This is a genomic window from Nonomuraea sp. NPDC002799, from assembly GCF_053592075.1.
In genome coordinates this window covers 734,118-753,319 of the sequence record NZ_JBSFVA010000001.1, presented here as the reverse complement: position 1 = coordinate 753,319, position 19,202 = coordinate 734,118, and the positions used below count along the sequence as shown (strand labels likewise).

The following is a 19,202-nucleotide window of genomic DNA, read 5'->3' as shown; positions in this document are numbered from 1 at the left end:
CCGTCTGAAACTAGCTTCGAGCAGGGCGGATAAAATTTGCCGGTCGATGAACGCATGAAAGCATCGCCTGTGGGAAAAGTGGGTACCCCGGGTCAGCCCTGCGCTGGTGTGGTCCGTGGGACCCGGGTGCCGACTGAAGGGACTCGGCGCGACCAAGAGGAGTGACGTGCCTGTATGGCCCAACCATATGAGCTAGACCGGTTGCCGCTGGTCCTGCTCGTCGAGGACGACCCGCAGGACGCGGTGATCGTCCAAGAGCTGCTGAACGACAGCGGCCTGGCCGTGCGCCTGGAATGGGCGCGCTCGGTCAACGAGGCGCGGCTGGCGTTGGCGCGGCTGCGCCCGCAGTGCGTGCTGCTGGACCTCGGCCTGCCGGACTCCTACGAGTTCTCCGCGCTGCCGGCCGTGCTGGAAGAGGCCGGCGACGCGGCGGTCGTGGTGCTGACCGGCATGGCGGAGGAGCAGGCGGGCCTCGCGGCGGTCACGGCGGGTGCTCAGGACTACCTGGTCAAGGGCCAGGTGGAGGCCGAATGGCTGGGCCGGGCGCTGCGCTATGCCATGCAGCGCAAGCAGGCCGAGCAGGCGTCGGCGGCGCTGCGGGCCGAGCGCCTGCGGGCCACGGAGAACGCCCGCCTGGAGCGCGGCCTGCTGCCGACCCCGCTGCTGCAGAGCACCAGGATCGCGGTCGCCGCGCGCTACCGCGCCAGCAGGGGCTCCGCCACGCTCGGCGGTGACTTCTTCGACGTCGTCGAGTCCGACGACAAGGTCGTGCACGCGGTGATCGGCGACGTGTGCGGGCACGGTCCCGACGAGGCGGCGCTCGGTGTCTGCCTGCGCATCGCCTGGCGGGCGCTGGTGCTCAGCGGGGTGACCGGCGCCGCGCTGCTGCGGCAGCTCGAACGCATCCTGCGCGCGGAGCGGTCCAGCCCGGAGATCTTCACCACGATGACCACGCTGACGCTGGAGCCCGACCAGCGTACGGTCCGCGTCTGGCGGGCCGGCCATCCGGGCATGCTGGTGCACACGGCCGACGACGTCACCCTGTCCGAGCCGGAAGGGGGCCTCGCGATCGGCCTGCCCATCGAGGCGGACTGGCACCAGCACGTCATGGAGCTGCCCGCGGGCGCCGGCCTCACGCTGTTCACCGACGGCCTGTTCGAGCGCCGCCTGCCCGGCGAGACCCCGCGCTGGCTGGGCGAGGAGGGGCTGCTGGAGCTGGCCAGGCAGCACGTCCGGCTGGACGGCGAGCAGCTCCTCGACGCGCTGATCGCGGACGTCGAGGCGCGCACCGCACCCGACACCCCCGCGGACGACCTCGCCGTGGTACACCTTCGATGGAGAGCGGATTCTTGAACACAACGGTTCCCGATGGACGCTGGGGACGCCTGAAGGTGCACGGCTGGTTCGTCGTGGTGCTCGCCACCATCACGATCTTCGTCGTCGCCGCCGCCGCGGTGGCCGCGATCATGTTCAGCCGCACGGCCCAGCTCTCCGACGAGCTGACCGAACGGCTCTCGCCGGCCAGGATCGAGGCGGCCGAGCTGCAGAACGCCCTGCTCGACCAGGAGACCGGCGTACGCGGCTATCTGCTGAGCGGTGACCGCGAGTTCCTGGGGCCGTACACCCAGGGCATGACCGCCGAACAGCGCAGCACCGAGCGCATCGCGGGCCTCGTCCAGGACCGGCCCGAACTCCTCGACAACCTGCGGACGATCCGCGCCGAGGCCGCCGCCTGGCGCACCGGCTACGTCGAGCCCGCCACCGCCGCCAGACAGGCCGAGAATCCCATCTCCAGCGTCACGGCCGCGAACGGCAAGCAGTCGTTCGACCGGATCAGGACGCTGCTGGACCGGCTGGGCGGCAAGCTGGGCGAGGCCAGGACACAGATCCAGGAGGAGCTGGTGCAGGCGCAGCGGGTGCGCGACTCGGCGTTCATCGCCATGCTCGTGGCGTTCCTGCTGGCCGGCGTCGCGATGGCGATCCTGCTGCGCAACGCGGTGGGCCGCCCGCTCGACGAGTTGCGCATCGCCTCCCGGCACATCGCCACCGGCGACTTCGACCATCCCATCCCAGCGCGCGGTCCCGCGGACATCCGCGAGGTCTCCCGCGACGTCGACCTGATGCGGACGAAGCTCGTGCAGGCTCTGGAGGAGGCGCACGGCCAGGAGGTCCTGCTGCGTGACCAGGCGATGGAGTTGCGCCGCTCCAACGCGGAGCTGGAGCAGTTCGCGTACGTGGCCTCGCACGACCTCCAGGAGCCGCTGCGGAAGATCGCCACCTTCTGCCAGCTCCTGGAGAAGCGCTACGGTCACGTGCTCGACGAGCGCGGCTCGCAGTACATCCACTTCGCCGTCGACGGCGCCACCCGGATGCAGGTCCTCATCAACGACCTGCTGAGCTTCTCGCGCGTGGGCCGCCTGTACGACGACCGCAAGCCGGTGGAGCTGGAGGAGGCGCTCGACAAGGCGCTCGACGACCTGTCCACCGCCGTGGAGGAGTCCGGCGCCACGCTGGAGCGCCCCGACCCGCTGCCGACCGTCGTCGGCGACGCCACGATGCTGAGCCTGCTCTGGCAGAACCTGGTCGGCAACGCCGTCAAGTTCCGCGATCCCGAGCGCCCGCCGCGGATCCGCATCACCTGCGAGCCCGCCGAGGAGGGCGGCTGGTCGTTCGCCGTGTCGGACAACGGCATCGGCGTGGAGGCCGACTTCGCCGAGAAGATCTTCGTCATCTTCCAGCGCCTGCACAGTCGCGAGACCTACACCGGCACCGGAATCGGCTTGGCGATGTGCCGGAAAATCGTGGAGAACCATGGTGGCCGGATCTGGCTGGATACCGCCTACACTGGCGGCGCCCGCATCTGTTTCATCCTCCCTGGGTCCAACGACGAAGGAACGATCAGTACATGACCTCAGCACAACCGATCGAGGTTCTTCTCGTCGAGGACGATCCCGGTGATGAGCTCATCACCCGTGAGGCGTTCGAGGACAACAAGATCAACAACAACCTGCACGTCGTCAGGGACGGCCTGGAGGCGCTGGACTTCGTCTACCGTCGCGGTGCGTACGCCGAAGCCCCCCGCCCCGATCTCATCCTGCTCGACCTCAACCTGCCCAAGTACGACGGCCGCCAGGTGCTGGAGCAGGTCAAGGGCGATCCCGAGCTGCGGGCGATCCCCGTCGTCGTCCTCACGACCTCCTCGGCCGAGGAGGACATCCTGCGCAGCTACAAGCTGTTCGCCAACGCCTACGTGACCAAGCCCGTGGACCTGGAGCGGTTCCTGGCCGTCATCCGCCAGATAGACGAGTTCTTCGTCACCGTGGTCAGGCTGCCGGGCCGGACCCGGACTCCGGGCTCGACGAACTAGCGCGCCGGAGTCGCCGCACCAGCGCGCGCGGGAGCCGCCACCTGCCGGCGCGCCGGACCCGCCGCACCAGCGCGCGCAGCAGCCGCCAGACGCTCCCCAGGAGCAGCGGCACGAGCAGCGCCCCTGCGAAGATCGGGGTGGCCATGTAGCGGAAGTCCTGGGCCGAGATGTTGGCCAGGACGGTGAGCTGCTGCCCGGCCACCACCGCCACCACGGCCACCGCATACCGGTTGCGCAGGGCCCACGCCGCCAGCCCCGCGGCCAGGTAACACAGGTAGGACCACAGGGCCCCGCGCCACAACACCCAGTCGTACTCGGGGGCCAGCGCGGAGGTGAGCCAGGGGTCGGCCACCTGGTTCAGCTCCCAGGACAGCGGCCGGAGCGAGAAGACCCACCGCCCGGCGAAGTCCGGCACCTTCTCAGGCCCCACGTAGGTGTCGGCGTTGGGCCGGCGCGACAGCCGGTACGTCATCCCGCCGACGTCCAGGTCGTCCTGCACGGGCCGCCAGGCGATGGACCCCCGGCAGAGCCGGGTATCCACGACCATGCGCGGCTCGGCCAGCAGGAGCCGCCGCCACAGGTCGAGCAGTTCGGTGGCGTGCGCGTCGGCCTGCGCCCAGCTGAAGTCGTTCCGCCAGATCAGCGGGTTGATCGTGTAGCAGGTCCCGCCCCACCACCATCGGTCCAGCGGCGCCACGGTGGCCAGCAACGCCCTGTCCCGGGCGTCGAAGAGCTCGGGATGCTCCTTGAACGCCACGGCGATGTCCCCGAAGGCCGTGTGGTAGACGTACGTCCTGGCCGGGGGCACGATCCCGTACTGGGGGAAGACCAGGTTGGTCAGCGTGAGCGGCAGGGCGGCGGCGAACACGCCGACGAGCAGCAGCCGTACCCGCATGCTCGTGACGATCACCAGCAGCACGACGACGGCGACGCCCACGACGAGGAAGCCGTTCGCGCGGAAGAGCCCGAGCGCCGTCATCAGCAGCCCGAGGCCGATGAGCGCGGGCACGCCGACGGCACGCCTGGCCGCGATCCGCGCGCACACCCCGGCGATGGCGACCGCGCAGACGGTGAACGGCACGTCCTTCCACAACGTCACCGTGAACGCGCCGACAGGCGGCGCCAGCGGCAGCAGCACGGCCACCACGGTGGTCGGCCACCGCGGGGCCCCCAGCGCCTTCAACCCCTGCGCCAGGTACGTGAGCGCCCCGGCCATGGCCGTCGTCTGCGCGAACGTGACGGCCCCCAGGTCGCCCGTCCTGGCATAACTCAGCCACAGCAGCGCGTCGTAGGCCACCGAATGATCGCTCACCCAGGGCCCCACGACGGTGTGGCTGAGGTAAAGAACGGAATCGCGGCTGAACAGGCCAGGGTAGAAGGCCGCCCACCAGCATCCGAGAACCGCCTGGATGATCAGGAAGGTGCCGAGCGCGACCCATGGCCTGGGCCTGCCGACAATGGTGTCGCTCCCCATGGCTCCCAATCCCGCACGTGCCGGGAGGCTATTTGAAGTAGCTGACCCCGGCCGCCGGACCCTTGCCCTGGAGCAGGGTCGGCACTGTCACGAGATGGTAGCCGCGCCGCTTGAGCTCCTGGAGGATCCCGGGCATGGCCCGCACGGTCGCGGGGACCACGTCGTGCATGAGGATCACGCCGTCGCGCTTGGCCAGCCGCAACACCGCCGCCTTGATCTTCTTGGCGTCGCGCGACTTCCAGTCGAGCGTCGTGCCCGTCCACAGGATCTGCGCGAGCTCCGTCTGGTCGGCCAGCCCCAGCACCCGCTCGTCGGTCTGCCCGTAGGGCGGCCGGTACATCGTCGGCCGCAGGCCCGTGGCCTTCCCGATCACGTCCTGCGTCACCTTGAGCTGGTCGAGGATCTCGTCGTCGCGCAGCGACGGCAGCGACGGGTGGGAGTAGGTGTGGTTGCCGATCGCGTGCCCCTCGGCCAGCGTCTGCCTGGCCACCTCAGGCCGCAGCTCCACCTGCCTGCCCACCAGGAAGAAGGTGGCCTTGGCGCCTTCCTTCCGCAGCGTCTTCAGCAGCGCGGGTGTGCGCTCGCCCGGCCCGTCGTCGAACGTCAGCGCCAGGCACTTGACCTTGGCGCAGTCGATCGAGGCGGAGGCCGCGGCCGAGGCGGGGGCGGAAAGAGGCGTCAGAAGCAGAGAGGCCGCGATAAAGGCATGAAGCACCACAGATCACAGCCTAGAGCCATTGCCTGGCGACAGTGCCAAGCCTTTGTCTCGGTCCGAACACGAGCCAATCACTTCCCGAGCCGGGCTCGCAGAAACAGTGTCACACCCTTCAGCGACCGCACCGGCAGATACCGCTCCGCGCGCACGACCGCCGACAGGCCCGCGTTGACCAGCAGGGGCATCCGATGCAGGTCACTGCCCTGGGAACGACGCCGGTGCCGGGCCACCAGCGGGCGCAGGAGCACGTTCCAGCTCCAGACGCGGTCGATCCGGAACCCGGCCTTCTCCACCACCACGGTCAGCGACTCGCGGCCGTAGCGCCGCACGTGGCCGACGGCGTCGTCGTGGGCCGACCACAGCGCCATGTCGCACGGCACCGCGATCAACGCGTGCCCGCCGGGCGCCAGCACCCGGGCGATCTCCTCGACGACCAGGTGATCCTCGCGAACGTGCTCCAGCACGTCGAACGCCGTCACCAGATCGACGCTCCCCGGCTCGAACGGCAACGCCCGCGCGTCCGCGCGGACGGTCCTCAGCCCGCGCCCCCTGGCCAGCCGCACCGCCGTCTCGGAGAAGTCGGTCGCCGTCGCGTCCCAGCCCGCCTCGACCAGCACCCGGGTGTTCCCGCCGCCCGCGGCGCCGACGTCCAGCGCCCGCCCGGGGCGGCCCAGGTCGCGCAACTCCCGCCGCAGGATGGCCCGGCGCTCGCGATACCACCAGTGGGTGTCCTCAAGGGCGATCAGGCGGCGGAGCTCAGTGGTTTCCATCGATCAGTTCCTTGTACGGGAGAAGACCCAGCGGTCCAGCGCCGCGAAGCGGATCAGAGTGAGCAGGCAGTACGCGCCGGCGATCGCGCCCACCTCGGCCGGCAGCCCGGCGCCGGGGGGCACCGAGAGCACGGCCACGGTGGTGAGGGCGTAGTTCGCCAGGAAGAGCACGGCCGCGCGAACGTGCATGGTGGTGCGCCGGACGCGGTGGAACGTCCATCGGCGATTGGCCTCGATGTTCACGAAACCGGTCAGGGCGAGGGCGCAGAGATTCGTCAGGGCCGGCGACCAGAACCCACGCAGGGGCAGGTAGATGAGCGCATACAGGATTCCGGACACCATGCCTATGGTGGCGAAAGAGAGGAATTTCGCCGCCGTCACCGCGCGCGGGCGGGCGACGACCGCGTCCGGATGCGTGGGCGTCGGCTCGGAGCGCCGCACCTCGACCGCGGCCCGGCCCATGGACATCGACCAGGCGACCCTGGCCAGCCCTTTCAGGTCGTCGATCGCGGTCTTGACCACGCGTACGCGGGAGTCGATGTCCTCGATCCAGTCGACCGGCACCTCGTGCACGCGCAGCCCGTTGTGCTCGGCCAGCAACAGCAACTCGGTGTCGAAGAACCAGGCGTTGTCCTCGATCTTGTCCATCAGCGGCCGTACCACGGCGGTCCTGGCCGCCTTGAAGCCGCACTGGGCATCGCTGAACCCGACGCCGAAGCCGTACCTGAGCAGGGCGTTGTAACCCCGCGACACCACCTCGCGCCGCAGCGACCTGCGGGTGCGCGCGCTGTGCGCCAGCCGGGTGCCGATCGCGACCTCGGAATGCCCGCTGGCCACCGCGGCGACCAGCGGGAACAGCGCGCCGAGGTCGGTGGACAGGTCGACGTCCATGTAGGCGACGATGTCGGCCGGGCTGTCCCGCCAGGCCGCGCGCAGCGCCGCGCCCCGCCCCCGGATGTCCAGCCTGCGCGCGTGCACACGCTCGAACTCACCGGCCAGGGCCGTCGCGACCGGCCACGTGCCGTCGGTGCTGCCGTTGTCCACGATCGTGATGCGCCACGGCAGCGGGAAGCCGTCATCGAGGAAGGCGGCCAGCGTACGGACGCAGCCCGGCAGGGCGCGCTCCTCGTTGAGCACGGGGATGACGATGTCCACGCTCGCCAACCGGGTCGCGGTGTCGAGGAGGCGGGGCTCGGCACGCGTGTCCATACAAATCCCCTGGTCGTTTCCCTGGTGGCATGACGTACATAGGGATGTTGCAAGGGACGTCCAGCGGGGCGCGTGCGGTTTCTCCGCACCATTCCATGAACGGGTGAGAGTTTTACCCCGTGGCCAGCTCGTAGACCGAGGAAGTCGCATTTGCGAAGCGCAGTTTGGCGATTGTCCCCAATTGCGGATTGATCCCGGTGAAAAGCCACCGGACGCCGTACTGCCGGGCCAGGCGCCGGGCGTTCGCCGCCGAAGGCGCCACGAACACCGCGTCGTTCGCCGCCAGCCGCGCCTGGTCGGCGAAGGGAACCAGCAGGTAGGGCGTGTTCGTCGCCCGTGACAGCGTGCTCTCGGCGTACCCCCAGCCCTCCACCAGGACCCGCCGCTCGCTGAACCCCGACACCCAGAAATGCCGGCTGTCGCAGGCGATCCAGCCGAGCGGACGGCAGTGCAGATCAGTGGCCACCACGTCGCCGGGCGATGAGTGGTCCCGCAACCACCGCCCCGCCTCCATGGCCCCCTCGGGGATCAGCGGCGCGCGTGTCTCGTCGCCGGGCGCGACGTGCGCGACCACCTCACGGACGGAGGCCGGCACCGCGTACCCGGCCAGCAGCGCGACCACCGCCGGCACGAACCCGCGCCGCCACAACAACACCGCGCCGGACGCGAGCATCAGGTACGGCACCACCACCCGCGCCAACGCGTCACCGGGCACCTCGATCACGGAGGCCGCCACCGCCGCAACGGCCCCCAAAACCACCCAGCCTCCCCGCGCCGCCCATGCCCGCGGCGCCGCCATCACCCCGCACACGGCGGCGATCGACAGATAGGGCCGCGCACCTTCAAGAAAGTAGAGCTGGGAGTGCGAAGGATGCCCGAGCACCAGAGCCGCGCCGATCCCCGCCGCCCCGATCCCCAGCAACAGCAGCAGGGACGGCTCCAGCAACCGCCGCCCCAGCGCCGCCACCCCGCCCCACACACAGACCAGGCAGAACAGGTGCACGGCGCCCAGCACCAGCAGGGTCGCCAGGGAAGCTGCCACGCCCACGCCCGCCGCCGCCTCCCACGCGCCGCGCTCCAGCGAGAGGGGCGCGACCGCCATGCCCTGGGCGCCCCGCCCGAACACCACGAACTGCGCGATCAGCAGGCACACCAGCGTCATCCCCGCCGGCACGGCCCACTCGGCCCGCACCCGTCGCTCCACCATCCCGCGTCCGGCCAGCACGACCAGCAGCCCGGCGAGCAACAACGGCAGGAACGTCGCCTTGGCCCCGGTGAGCGCCAGCAGCAGCAGCCCCAGCACCGCCCACGCCTGGCGACGGCCGGTGAGCAGCAGGATGACGGGAGCGAACAACAACGCCCCCAGCGTCTGCGTCGGGCTCGCCCAGGCGGTGAACATCGACCGCGCCGAGAAGACCACACCCTCCTGAAGAACCGGACTGAACAGGAAGTACGTCACCCCGACCGCCGCGGCGCCGACGCCCCACCGCCCGCCGAGCCGCCGCCCGAGCAGCGCGACCAGCACCACCGTCGCCGCCGTCATCGGCAGCGTGGACAGCCGGTAGACCAGCGTGGCGGGCTCGATGCCGGTGACCCAGCTCGTCGCCGCCATGTCGGCGTAGACGAACCAGTGGTAGGAGAGCCGCTCACCCAGCACGGACGGGAGCGTGGGCGGCAGATGATGCCTGACCTCGCCGACCAGCGACAGGTGGTAGGGCATGTCCACGTACGCGCTCTCGATCGGCACGCGATACAGGGACAGCGTGCTCCACGCGATCAGGTAGGCCACCACCGCCGCGAGCGCCCACGCCAGCCACGCGGGCATACGCTCCTTGACCGCCGCCCCTCGCCAGTGCCGCCGCAACCGGGGCACGCAGAGGAACACGCCGACGGTGGCCACGGGCGGGACCAGCACGAGCAGCGGCGCCCCGGCCGCGCGGGCCGGGAGGTAGGCCAGGACCTCGATCGCATACCCGAGCGCCAGCCCGGCCGTGACGTCCTCGGCCGCCGATCTGCCGCCGCCGGCCAGCGCCCGCCACAGCAGCGTGCCGGGCAGCGCCACCCCGAGCGCCAGATAGACCGCGAAGGCGGCCAGGTCACGGCCGGAGACCCCGCACCACAGGAGCACGACCACCGCCCCGGCGCCGACCACCCCGGCAGGCACCCACCCGGACCCCGGCCGCCGCCGCGCGGGGACCGCCGGACCGGCGAGCGCACTCCCAGCCGCGGCAACCGTCACCTGCTCACCGCCTTCTGGCCCACCCGATCACCGTCACCGGACGAACCATCACCGTCACTGGACGACCCGTCATCTGATCGCCGTCATCTGATCACCGTCACCAGTCGGGTGAACTCGGCCGGCAGATCGACGCCGTCCCACACCCGGTGGAAACTCAGCGCGCTCCCGACAGGCACCATCCGATCGACCCCGCGCCCGGCCAGCCCTCTGGCGAGCTCTTCCAGCTCCCCCCGCCCGAACCCGAAGTGCGTCATCGTCTGATCCCGCCGCTCGACCAGCGAGGCCAGCTCCGCCAGCGACCCCAGCCTGGCGTGCGCGAACGTCCCTGCCCCCAGCCACCGGCGCGGCGCGGCGGCAGCGGCAGCCAAGGTCACGTTCGCCAGCGCGTTGCCCCGGAACTCCACCGCCTCCGCCAGCCCGTCGGCCGCCAGCCCGTAGGTGGAGACCCGCTTCTCCACGGCCATCGCCGCGTCGACCCCCCACCCGCGGACCGCGACCACCCGCGACACGTGCTCGCAGAAGTCGGCTCGGGCAGCGTCACAGTCGCCCCGCGTGCCCACCCAGAAGACGGTCTGCGGCGAGGAGCAGGCGGCCTGGTCGAACCAGTAGGTGTCGTTGACGAACCCCTCGGCGATCGTGACCCGCGCTGCCCGCGGCGCGCACAACCACGCCGTCGAGGACACCACGGCGAACGAAGACCGATCGGGAAAGGCCAGGTCACGGGCGTGCGGTGGCAGCGCGTGGCGGCGCATCTCCAGCACGGTGCGGTCGCCGCCCCACACCACGCGCAGGTCGCAGGCGGCCGACAACGCGGCGGTGACGGTGTCGGAGCGGTCGTAGGAGACGATCCGCTGCGTGGCGCCCACCACGGGATCGGCGTCGGCCAGCGCCTCGTGCAGCGTCTCCAGGATCACCTCGGCGACCACGCCGGAGCGCGGCGAGAGGCGTACGACGTTGCGGTTGCCCATGAGCGCCGACAGGGCCCAGGAGTAGACGAAGACGGTGTCGACGTTGGCGGGCGGGATGTGGAAGACCAGGCCGCGCGGCACGCGTACGTGCTCGCCGGCCAGGCTGTCGAGGGTGCGGCTCAGCTCGCTGGGCCGCAGGAAGAAACCGAGCGAGCCGAGCTCGGGATGCCGCCGCGCCAGCGCCGGCCGCAGCAGCCGCCTGCCGAACGCCGCGAGAAACGCCCGCACCCGCTCATCGCCCATCTCCAGCGGACTGTGCGCGTGCATCTCCAGCGGGCCGCGCACCTGGCCGAGCAGTGTGTCGACGGGTACGTCGGGCGCGGCCGGGAACCTGACCCGCACCATCGCCTCGGAGGCGGGATGGTCGAGCGCCGCCGAGGTGCCGAGGTCGTTCAGCTTCGGGTTGTCCAGCATCAGCCCTGCCCAAAGGTGTCACTGCAGCCGCGCGCCTCAGCTCGCGGCAACCTGCCGAGGACCTCGAACCGCTTACCAGGCCAAGCCCCGTCATCGACACCGCGCACCACGCCCAGATCCTCGGTCAGCAGCACGTGACCGGGATAGGACGTCGGCAGCGTGCTGACCACCTCGATCAGCCCCGGCACGCCGGTCGGCGCCTCCAGCCAGGTCTCCGGATCGCGGATCACGACATTGGCGAAATCGGGGCAGTAAAGCCCATCTCCATCCGGCCCTTCCAGGAAGATGGTCCCGATCTGCTCGACCATCCCGTAGAAGTTGTGCACGCTGCTCAGCCCGCACTCATCGGCCAGCCGCCGCCGGAACTCGGCATTGCCCACTGCCTGCTCGGCCAGCCGCTTCCAGCCGCCGGAGTGGATCAGCACCCCCTGTGACAGGTCGGCGCCCAGGTCGCGCAGATAGAGCCAGGCCATGAACGTGAACCCGAAGATCAGGAACCGCTCGCTCCCATACCTGGACAGGAAGCCCTTGACCGCTTCCGCGTCCACCCGCCCGTGCTCGTCGAGCACGAACGTGTGGTCCCTGCCGAAGTTCATCATTCCGAGCACGCCCGCGCCGCGCGCGCTCAGTGTCGGGTCGCGCACCACGGACCGGCTGTCGACGATCAGCATCGGCAGCCGCCGCTCGCCCAGCACCGCCTGCACGGTGGCCGACAACATGCGCGGCTGGGCCGCCGCGGCCTCGCGATCGAGATGGATCCGGCTCGGCCGCTGCCCGGTGGTGCCGCTGGAGGTCAGCACCCGGAACACCTGGTCCTCCGGCACGCTGCGCAGCTCGTGCGTCTTGAACAGCCGCACCGGCAACCACGGCAGATCCACCACCCGCTCGTAGGGCGGCGCCGCGCCGATGGCGTCGAGGATCCTGCGGTAGGGCGCGCACGCCTGCCGGTGTCGCTCGGTCAGCGCCGCCAGCTCGGTGGCCAGCGCGGCCTCGCGCCGGGCCTCCGTCAGAGTGAAGACGCTCATCCGCGCGACTCCAGCGCCCGGTAGTCGACCTTGCCCGTGGCCAGCAGCGGCAGCCGCTCCACGCTCCGCACGTCGAACCCGCTCCAGTGCACCCGCATCTCGGCCCCCAGCCGCCGCGCCAGACCGGCGCAGCCGGCCGCGTCGAGCCCTTCGGCCCACACCGTCACCCGATCGTCCCCGCTCGTCGCCGCCATCGGGACCGCGCCGCGCAGCAGCCCCTCGACGTCGTCGAGGTTGACCCGCACGCCGAAGATCTTGGCGATGCGCTTCATCCGGCCGGTGAGATAGAGGAACCCGTCGTCGTCGAGCCGGCCGAGGTCGCCGGTGTGCAGCACGCCGCCGAGCTGGTCGCCGAGTGCCAGGTCCGCGGCCGTCTCCGCGTAACCCATCATGACGTTGGGGCCGTGGTAGACGACCTCGCCGTCCTCGACGGTCAGCCGCCCCCCGGGAACGGCCGGGCCCACGGATCCGGGCTTGTCGGCCAGCCGGTCGGGCGGCAGGACGGCGATGCGCGCGGTGGCCTCGGTCTGGCCGTACATGACGAAGAACCGGTCGGCCTGTCCGGCGAACTCCGTGACGAGCTCCGGGTCGAGCCGCCCGCCCGCCTGCGTGAGCGTGGTGAGCGCCGGATGCTCGGCGCGGTCGAAGCGGAGCCTGCGCAGCATCTCGTACTGGTAGGGGACGGCGGCCAGGGACGTGCACCGATGCTCGTCCAGATGTGCCCAGAACGAGCGCTCCAGCAGCCCGGCCTCGGTCAGCACGACGGTCGCGCCCGCGGCCAGATGGCTGTTGAGCACCGACAACCCATAGCTGTAGTGCAGCGGCAGGCTCGTGGGCGCGATGTCGCCGGGCCCGATGGACAGCGCGCCGGCGATGGCCGCGGCGTTGGCCTGAACGGCTTGGCGTGACAGGCGGACGAGCTTGGGGTTGCCGGTGGAGCCCGAGGTGGCGAGAAGGATCGCCAGGTCGGGATGTGGCGCCAGAACCTCGTGCCGCGCCGGTGGAGAGCCGTCGGCCGCGTGCGTGAACCCGAGCAGCGCCGCCGGCCTGAACCGGCCGCTCAGATCGGCCAGCGCGCCGGCGGACAGGTCGGGATCGAGCAGCGCGATCGGCCGGCCGGCCTGCCAGGCGGCCAGATAGCGCAGCACCGACGCGAGATTGTTGCGCATGCCGCAGAACAGCGGCCCCGGCCGCAACCGGCCCAGGGCGTCAGCGGCGCGCGCGATGCGGTGGATCAGCTCGTCGCCGGTGAGGCCGGTCGGCTCGCCAGCGACGACGATCCGGGCGTGCGAGTGCGGGAACCTCACGGCACCAGCCCGCCGTCCACGCCGATGACCTGGCCGGTGATGAAACACGCGTCGGACGAGAGCAGGAACGCGACCGCGCGGGCGACGTCGCCCGGCTCGCCGAGGCGGCCGAGGGGTGTGGCCGCGACCGTGGCCGCGCGGGCCTGATCGTCGAGCGTGGCGAGCAGGTCGGTACGGATGAAGCCGGGGGCCACCGCGTTGACCCTGACCCCGCTGGGCCCGAGCTCCTTGGCCGCGGCCAGGGTGAGACCGATGACCGCCGCCTTGGTGGCGGAGTAGACGGCCTGTCCCGCGCCGCCGGCACGGCCCATCACCGAGGAGACGAGCACGACGGCGGGGTCGCCGCCCCGGCGCAGCAGCCGCAGGGCGGCCTGCAGGGTGTGGGTGGCGCCCATGGCGTTGACCTCGAAGAGCCGGCTGATCGTGTCGTGGCTGACCATGCCGAGCAGCCCCGCCGCGTGGATGCCCGCGTTGACGACGAGGGCGTCGAGCCGGCCGTGCCGCCGGTAGATCTGCCGCATCATGGCCGCCACGAGCGCGGGGTCGGCCACGTCGCCGTGGACCGAGTCGGTCAGGCCGCCGGTCTCGGCCGCCACCTCGGCGGCGGCCTTGCCGGCCCGCTCCTCGTCGCGACCGTGCAGCACGACGACGTGGCCGCTCGCGGCCAGCGTGGCGGCTACAGCCCGGCCGATGCCCTTCGTCGAGCCGGTGACCAGGGCGACCTTGGTTTCAGACGGCGGTGGTGCTGATGCCGTGCCGGTGGCCAGAGCGACCCTGGTCTCAGACTGCGGCGCTGATGCCGTGCCGGTGTCCAGGGCGGCCCTGGTCTCAGACTGCGGCGGCGCCGATGCCATGCTTCTCCAGCAGCGCCGTCGCCTCGGTGAACGAGCTCATGTCGATCATTTCGTCCGTGTCGATCATGACGGAGAACTCGTCCTCCATCGCGGCGATCAACGCCATGTGCGCCAGCGAGTCCCACTGCGGGATGGCACGGTATTCAAGGCCGTCGACGTCGGCGTCGGCCGGAAGGTTGAGCGCCTGGCGGAAGACGGCCCGCAGGCGATCGAGATGACTCATGATCACTCACTCCCTGTTCTCAAGCCACGACGCAGTGTAGCGGGAATTGGGCGGCTAGGAAAAACCAAGCCCCCGTCCCGGGTAATGGAACCGTATAACGGCGCGTGGCGCACCCTGTCGGCTGGGAATGTCGGATGGGGCACGCCAACCGCTACGGGGGGAATGATGGACGAATCCAATCACTGGTACGGGCATTCCCGCATACTCGGCGGATATTGCGGCCTGACCGACGAGGCGCCGAAGCGCATCCAAGGATTCCTCCAGCACGGCTGGAACTATCTGCACGGATTTCCACCGAATGATCACTGGTGTAGCCCGGGTTATCCCCGTTTCGTGTGGTCAGAGGTGCTGCGCAACCGAGGCTGGTCGATGGGCCGCAGAGGTCACTATCTGATCGGCGCTCCCTGGATCTACCTCCTCTATCAGGAGCCCGAACTGGGCGTGGTGCCCGAGCGCAAGGGCACGATCTGGTATCCCTTTCACGGATGGGAAAAACATTCCGTGACCGGCGACCACGCCCGACTTGCCGACGAAATCCGAAATATCGAGAATGATCAGGTCACGGTCTGTCTTTATTGGCTGGAATTCGCAAATCCGGACATTCGGCAGGCGTACGAGTCGAGAGGATTTCGGGTCATCTGCCATGGCGAGCGCGGCTCGCGATGGGAGGGGAAGGGGCGCGACTTCCTGCGCAAGCAGCTCGTCCAGTTGCGGCGCCACCGCAGGGTGGCCTCCAACCGGCTCGGCAGCGCCCTGTTCTACGGCGCCTCGGTGGGCTGCGAGGTGGCCGTGTACGGGGATCCGATGCAGTTGGAGGACGAGCGCCCCGAGTACGGCGGCACGGCGCGCCGCAAGCGCCTCTGGCCCGAGCTGCACGGCACGCACGTCGATCCCGGACTGGCGGCGGAGGTGGCGCGGCGCGAGCTGGGATTCGAGTATCAGGCGACACCTGAGGAGCTACGGCGAATGTTCGGATGGAAGCGGGTGCGATGCGCATGACGGACGCGCGCAAGACCGAGGCGCGAACGTCCGGCGCACGCACGACCGAACCGCCCACGAGCGAGGCGCGCAAGGCCGAGGCGCGCAAGACCGAGGCGCGGACGTCCGGCGTGCGCATGACCGAGGTTCCCGGGAACGTCCGGTTGATCGGCGGGGAGATGCTGCTGTGGTCCGACATGTCCAACATGGCGGGCATCACGGACTGGCGCGGCGCGGCCCTGGAGCTGATCAGGCGGATGATCCCGGAGAGCGGCCGGGTCCTGCTGGTCGGGCCGCATCCGCAGGTGCTGGTGGACGACGTGGCGGCACGGGCCCCTTCGGCCGCCGTGCTGCTGCGCTCCTACCCTGACGCCTGCGCGCTCGGCGAACGGCATCCGGGCCTGGAGGTCTCGTGCGGCCGGCTGGAGGTGTTCGCCGCTGACGAGCCGTACGACCTGGTCCTGGCCCTCGACGGGCTGCTGCGCACCCACTCGGCCGAGGCTCCGGCGGCGGCCTGGAGCGAGTCGCTCGGCGCGCTGGCCGGCCTGGTCGCGCCCGGCGGGCGGCTGGTCCTCGGCGTCCGCAACGACCTGGGCGTCGACCGCTTCCTGGAGGCCCGGCCCGCCGACCGTGCGCGCGGCGACGACCAGTGGGCGCCGCACGGCTTCGACCCGAGTTACCCCGGCGGCCCGGCAGCCCTGGACGGCGGCCTGGAGGCGGCGGGGCTGAGCGTGCAGCGGTGTTACGCGGCCTATCCCGACCGGCAGGCGCCCAGGGCCCTGCTGGCCCGCGAGACGCTGGCCTTCGACCTGCCCGACGCGCTCACGTTCCCGCTGAGCGCCAGGGACGGCGACCGGATGCTGGTGGCCGATCCGCTGCGGCTGACGCGGCTGATGTTCCGGCACCGGCTGGGGGAGGAGCTGGCCCCGCTGTGGCTGGCGGTGGCGACCCGCCCGCCGGGCACGGCGGGGACGACGGCGCTGCCGTTCGGGCTCGTCGAGGAGGGGTCGGCGGTGCACGAGCTCACCCACGTGGGCCTGCGGCGGCTGCCCGACGGCGACGAGCGGCCGATCCCGGCGGGCCGGGTGGTCGAGGAGATCCTGGTCGAGGCGTGCGCCCGCGAGGACGTGCGGGTCGTGCGGAAGCTGCTCGGCGAGCTGGCCGCGTGGGTGGAGGCGGGCGGCGACGTGCCGGCCGCGACCGACAGCCTGGTCTACGACGGCGAGCGTTTCGAGGCCATCAGCCCCGGCGCGAGCCCGTCCATACCGCCCGCGCCGCGCATCGTGCTCTGCCGGATCCTGTGGCGGTTCGCGGTCCGGCTGCTGGCGGCGGGTCACCACCATCCGTGGCCGTGGCCGCTGGAGGCCGACCAGCTCACGCTGACCCTCTGCGGCATGGCCGGGCGCCCCTGCGACCCCGGTGACCTGGACCTGGCCCGCAAGTTCGACGCCGAGCTCGGCCGGCCGGCGGAGCTGGCCGAGCAGGCGCCGACCTACCGCGACCTGCTCGGCGCCCGCGACCGACTGGCCGACCAGCTCACCGCCGCCCTGGCCAGGATCGCGCGCCTGGAGACCAAGCTCTCCTACCGCGAGCGTGAGCTGGTCAGGAGCAAGGCCAAGCTGAAGAAGACCCAGCGCAAGACCACGGCCTACCGCCGGACCCTCGGCTACCGGCTCTCCCGCCGCCTGGCTCGCCCGCGCAGGGTCGCTCGCCGGGTCATCCGCTTGTTGTCCGGCTGAGAAAGAGGAGTGCCTGTGCCGGTTCTTTCGGTGATCGTCCCGTTCTACAACGTCGAGAAGTACATCGGGCCCTGCCTCGACTCCATCGCCGCCCAGAAGACGGAGGACATGGAGGTGATCTGCGTGGACGACGGCAGCGACGACGGCGGCCCCGCCGTCGTCCGGGCCAGGCAGGACGGCGACAGCCGGATCCGGCTCGTCCGGCAGGACAACACCGGGGTCGGACGCGCCCGCAACGTCGGCGTGGCCCTGGCGAGCGGCCGCTACCTGGCCTTCGTCGACGGCGACGACACCGTGCCGCCCGACGCGTTCGCCCGCCTGGTGTCCTCGCTCGAATCCACCGGCTCCGACCTGGCCTGCGGCAACGTCATGCGGCTCTACAACAACCTGCTCGTCCCGTCGTGGGCGCACCGGGAGGCGTTCGCCCGGCCGATCAAGCGCACCCACATCACCCGCCACCCGCTGCTGATCCGCGACCGCATGTTGTGGAACAAGGTCTACCGCCGCTCCTTCTGGGACCGGCTCGGCCTGAGCTTCCCCGAGCGCATGTACGAGGACCAGCCCGTCGCGATGGCCGCCCACGTGGGCGCGACCTCGGTGGACGTACTGGCCAGGATCGTCTACCACTGGCGGCAGCGCGACGAGCCCGGCGCCTCGATCACCCAGCGCCGCCTGGAGCCGGGCAACCTGCGCGACCGGCTCCTGTCGGTGCTGGAGACCGCCGACCTGCTCGCTCGCTGCGCGCCCAAGCTCAAGACCGACTTCGACCGCGACACGCTGGACATCGACATGGGCGTCGCCGTCGAGGCCATGGCCGCCATGGGCTCGGCGGCGGATCCGGAGCTGGCCGGCCTGATCGTCCGCTATCTCGACGGCGTGTCCAAGGAGGCCTGGCAGAGCATCCCGTACGCGCACCGCCTCCAGGTCCACCTGATGCACCGGCGCCGCCTGGACGAGCTGGCCCAGGTCTTCTGCCAGGACCGCTGCGGGCGGTTGCAGCCCCAGGTCGGCTCGGCCGGGATCCTGCGCCGCCGCTGGTACGGCCGGCACCCCGCGATGCCAGGACACCTGTCGGACGTCTCCGACGAGCTGGGCCTGCAGGCCAGGCTGGTGAGCCTCGACTGGCGCGACGGCGTGCTCAGCGGCGCGGGCCGGGTGGCCGTCGGCAGGTTCGACCTCGGCGAGCTGCGGCGGACGCGGGTGCGCCTGTGGATGGAGGAGCGCAGGACGGGGGAGGTCGTCCGGCTCTCCGACATGGAGACCGCGCCGACCTGGGAGACCGTGGTGCAGGAGGACGGCGGCGCGCTGCCCGAGCACGCGTTCCCGTTCACGTTCGCCTTCGATCCGGCCACGCTGACGCCGGCGCGGCTGGCCAGGCGCGGCCACTGGGACCTGTGCGTGCAGCTCCGCGGCCAGGGGCTGCGGCTGGACGGCAGGGTCGCGGGGCCGCGCTGGTTGCCGCCGCTGATCCCCGCGCCGCGGCGCAGGTCGGGCGTGTGGCTGGTGCCGGTGCGCAATGCCAAGGGCGCCTGGGGCCTGCGGTTGCGCCTGGCGCAGGCGGTCATCGGCGAGTGCCGGGTGGACGGCGGCGACCTGCTGTTCTCGGGGGAGCTGTCGGACGTCGGCGACGGCGAGCCGGTGGTGCGGCTGCGGCGCAAGAGCGACGGCGAGGAGATGTACTTCCCCGTGGCGCTGGCCGGCCAGGACTTCCACGCGCGCGTGCCGCTGGCCGACATCGACCGGCGCGTCGGCCACGAGTCGTGGTGGGAGGTCGTCATCGACCAGGGCAAGGCCATCCGCCCGCTGGTACGGACCCGGGAACATCCCATGGCGACCGTCGCGGACCGCCGCTTCCTCATCGACAGGGCAGAGGACGGCTGCCTGCTGCTCGCGGAGCGCTGATCAGGACAAAATGCCGGT

At 71.3% G+C, this 19,202-nt stretch carries 16 protein-coding genes; 6 read left to right on the top strand and 10 right to left on the bottom strand.

The window, feature by feature from the left end; all coding sequences use genetic code 11:
• Positions 1 to 174: 174 nt before the first annotated feature.
• The 3 genes from ACWD0F_RS03350 to ACWD0F_RS03340 are packed head-to-tail and all read left to right on the top strand — an operon-like array spanning position 175 to position 3,367.
• Positions 175 to 1,353: a PP2C family protein-serine/threonine phosphatase gene (locus tag ACWD0F_RS03350; protein ID WP_449872275.1), complete on the top strand. Its 1,179-nt coding sequence runs from the start codon at positions 175 to 177 to the stop codon at positions 1,351 to 1,353.
• Positions 1,350 to 2,909: a sensor histidine kinase gene (locus ACWD0F_RS03345; protein WP_449872274.1), complete on the top strand. Its 1,560-nt coding sequence runs from the start codon at positions 1,350 to 1,352 to the stop codon at positions 2,907 to 2,909. The genes ACWD0F_RS03350 and ACWD0F_RS03345 overlap by 4 nt, the downstream gene beginning before the upstream one ends.
• On the top strand, positions 2,906 to 3,367 hold the full coding sequence (locus ACWD0F_RS03340; protein ID WP_449872273.1) for a response regulator: 462 nt from the start codon (positions 2,906 to 2,908) through the stop codon (positions 3,365 to 3,367). Before ACWD0F_RS03345 ends, ACWD0F_RS03340 begins: the two co-directional genes overlap by 4 nt.
• On the opposite strand, the gene ACWD0F_RS03335 is transcribed toward ACWD0F_RS03340, so the two are convergent.
• The 10 genes from ACWD0F_RS03335 to ACWD0F_RS03290 all read right to left on the bottom strand — a co-directional run bounded on the left by ACWD0F_RS03335 (position 3,324) and on the right by ACWD0F_RS03290 (position 14,565).
• On the bottom strand, positions 3,324 to 4,841 hold the full coding sequence (locus ACWD0F_RS03335) for a hypothetical protein (protein WP_449872272.1): 1,518 nt from the start codon (positions 4,839 to 4,841) through the stop codon (positions 3,324 to 3,326). The genes ACWD0F_RS03340 and ACWD0F_RS03335 overlap by 44 nt on opposite strands.
• A 28-nt stretch (positions 4,842 to 4,869) precedes the next feature.
• Positions 4,870 to 5,559: a polysaccharide deacetylase family protein gene (locus ACWD0F_RS03330; RefSeq protein WP_449872271.1), complete on the bottom strand. Its 690-nt coding sequence runs from the start codon at positions 5,557 to 5,559 to the stop codon at positions 4,870 to 4,872.
• A gap of 68 nt (positions 5,560 to 5,627) precedes the next feature.
• Positions 5,628 to 6,326 (bottom strand): class I SAM-dependent methyltransferase, encoded by a 699-nt coding sequence (locus ACWD0F_RS03325; RefSeq protein ID WP_449872270.1) that lies wholly within the window; start codon positions 6,324 to 6,326, stop codon positions 5,628 to 5,630.
• A gap of 3 nt (positions 6,327 to 6,329) precedes the next feature.
• Entirely contained in the window at positions 6,330 to 7,535 is a 1,206-nt protein-coding gene (locus ACWD0F_RS03320) for a glycosyltransferase (protein WP_449872269.1), read from the bottom strand.
• A gap of 112 nt (positions 7,536 to 7,647) precedes the next feature.
• On the bottom strand, positions 7,648 to 9,699 hold the full coding sequence (locus ACWD0F_RS03315) for a hypothetical protein (RefSeq protein ID WP_449872268.1): 2,052 nt from the start codon (positions 9,697 to 9,699) through the stop codon (positions 7,648 to 7,650).
• A gap of 158 nt (positions 9,700 to 9,857) precedes the next feature.
• Positions 9,858 to 11,156 (bottom strand): acyl-CoA reductase, encoded by a 1,299-nt coding sequence (locus tag ACWD0F_RS03310; RefSeq protein WP_449872267.1) that lies wholly within the window; start codon positions 11,154 to 11,156, stop codon positions 9,858 to 9,860.
• Positions 11,156 to 12,181 carry a LuxE/PaaK family acyltransferase gene (locus tag ACWD0F_RS03305; RefSeq protein WP_449872266.1) on the bottom strand — a complete coding sequence of 342 codons (1,026 nt, stop codon included), beginning with the start codon at positions 12,179 to 12,181 and terminating at the stop codon, positions 11,156 to 11,158. The genes ACWD0F_RS03310 and ACWD0F_RS03305 overlap by 1 nt, the downstream gene beginning before the upstream one ends.
• Positions 12,178 to 13,488 (bottom strand): AMP-binding protein, encoded by a 1,311-nt coding sequence (locus tag ACWD0F_RS03300; protein ID WP_449872265.1) that lies wholly within the window; start codon positions 13,486 to 13,488, stop codon positions 12,178 to 12,180. Before ACWD0F_RS03300 ends, ACWD0F_RS03305 begins: the two co-directional genes overlap by 4 nt.
• Entirely contained in the window at positions 13,485 to 14,342 is an 858-nt protein-coding gene (locus ACWD0F_RS03295) for an SDR family oxidoreductase (protein ID WP_449872264.1), read from the bottom strand. The genes ACWD0F_RS03300 and ACWD0F_RS03295 overlap by 4 nt, the downstream gene beginning before the upstream one ends.
• On the bottom strand, positions 14,317 to 14,565 hold the full coding sequence (locus tag ACWD0F_RS03290; RefSeq protein ID WP_449872263.1) for an acyl carrier protein: 249 nt from the start codon (positions 14,563 to 14,565) through the stop codon (positions 14,317 to 14,319). Before ACWD0F_RS03290 ends, ACWD0F_RS03295 begins: the two co-directional genes overlap by 26 nt.
• Before the next feature lie 162 nt (positions 14,566 to 14,727).
• Between ACWD0F_RS03290 and ACWD0F_RS03285 the strand changes: the two genes are divergently transcribed.
• The 3 genes from ACWD0F_RS03285 to ACWD0F_RS03275 are packed head-to-tail and all read left to right on the top strand — an operon-like array spanning position 14,728 to position 19,184.
• Complete coding sequence (locus ACWD0F_RS03285) at positions 14,728 to 15,564, top strand: hypothetical protein (protein ID WP_449872262.1); 837 nt, start codon at positions 14,728 to 14,730, stop codon at positions 15,562 to 15,564.
• Positions 15,555 to 17,282, top strand: a complete 1,728-nt coding sequence (locus ACWD0F_RS03280; RefSeq protein ID WP_449872261.1) for a hypothetical protein — start codon at positions 15,555 to 15,557, stop codon at positions 17,280 to 17,282. The genes ACWD0F_RS03285 and ACWD0F_RS03280 overlap by 10 nt, the downstream gene beginning before the upstream one ends.
• 15 nt (positions 17,283 to 17,297) lie before the next feature.
• A complete protein-coding gene (locus ACWD0F_RS03275; RefSeq protein WP_449872260.1) occupies positions 17,298 to 19,184 on the top strand; it encodes a glycosyltransferase family 2 protein in 1,887 nt (628 codons plus the stop codon).
• The last annotated feature ends 18 nt before the right edge of the window (positions 19,185 to 19,202 follow it).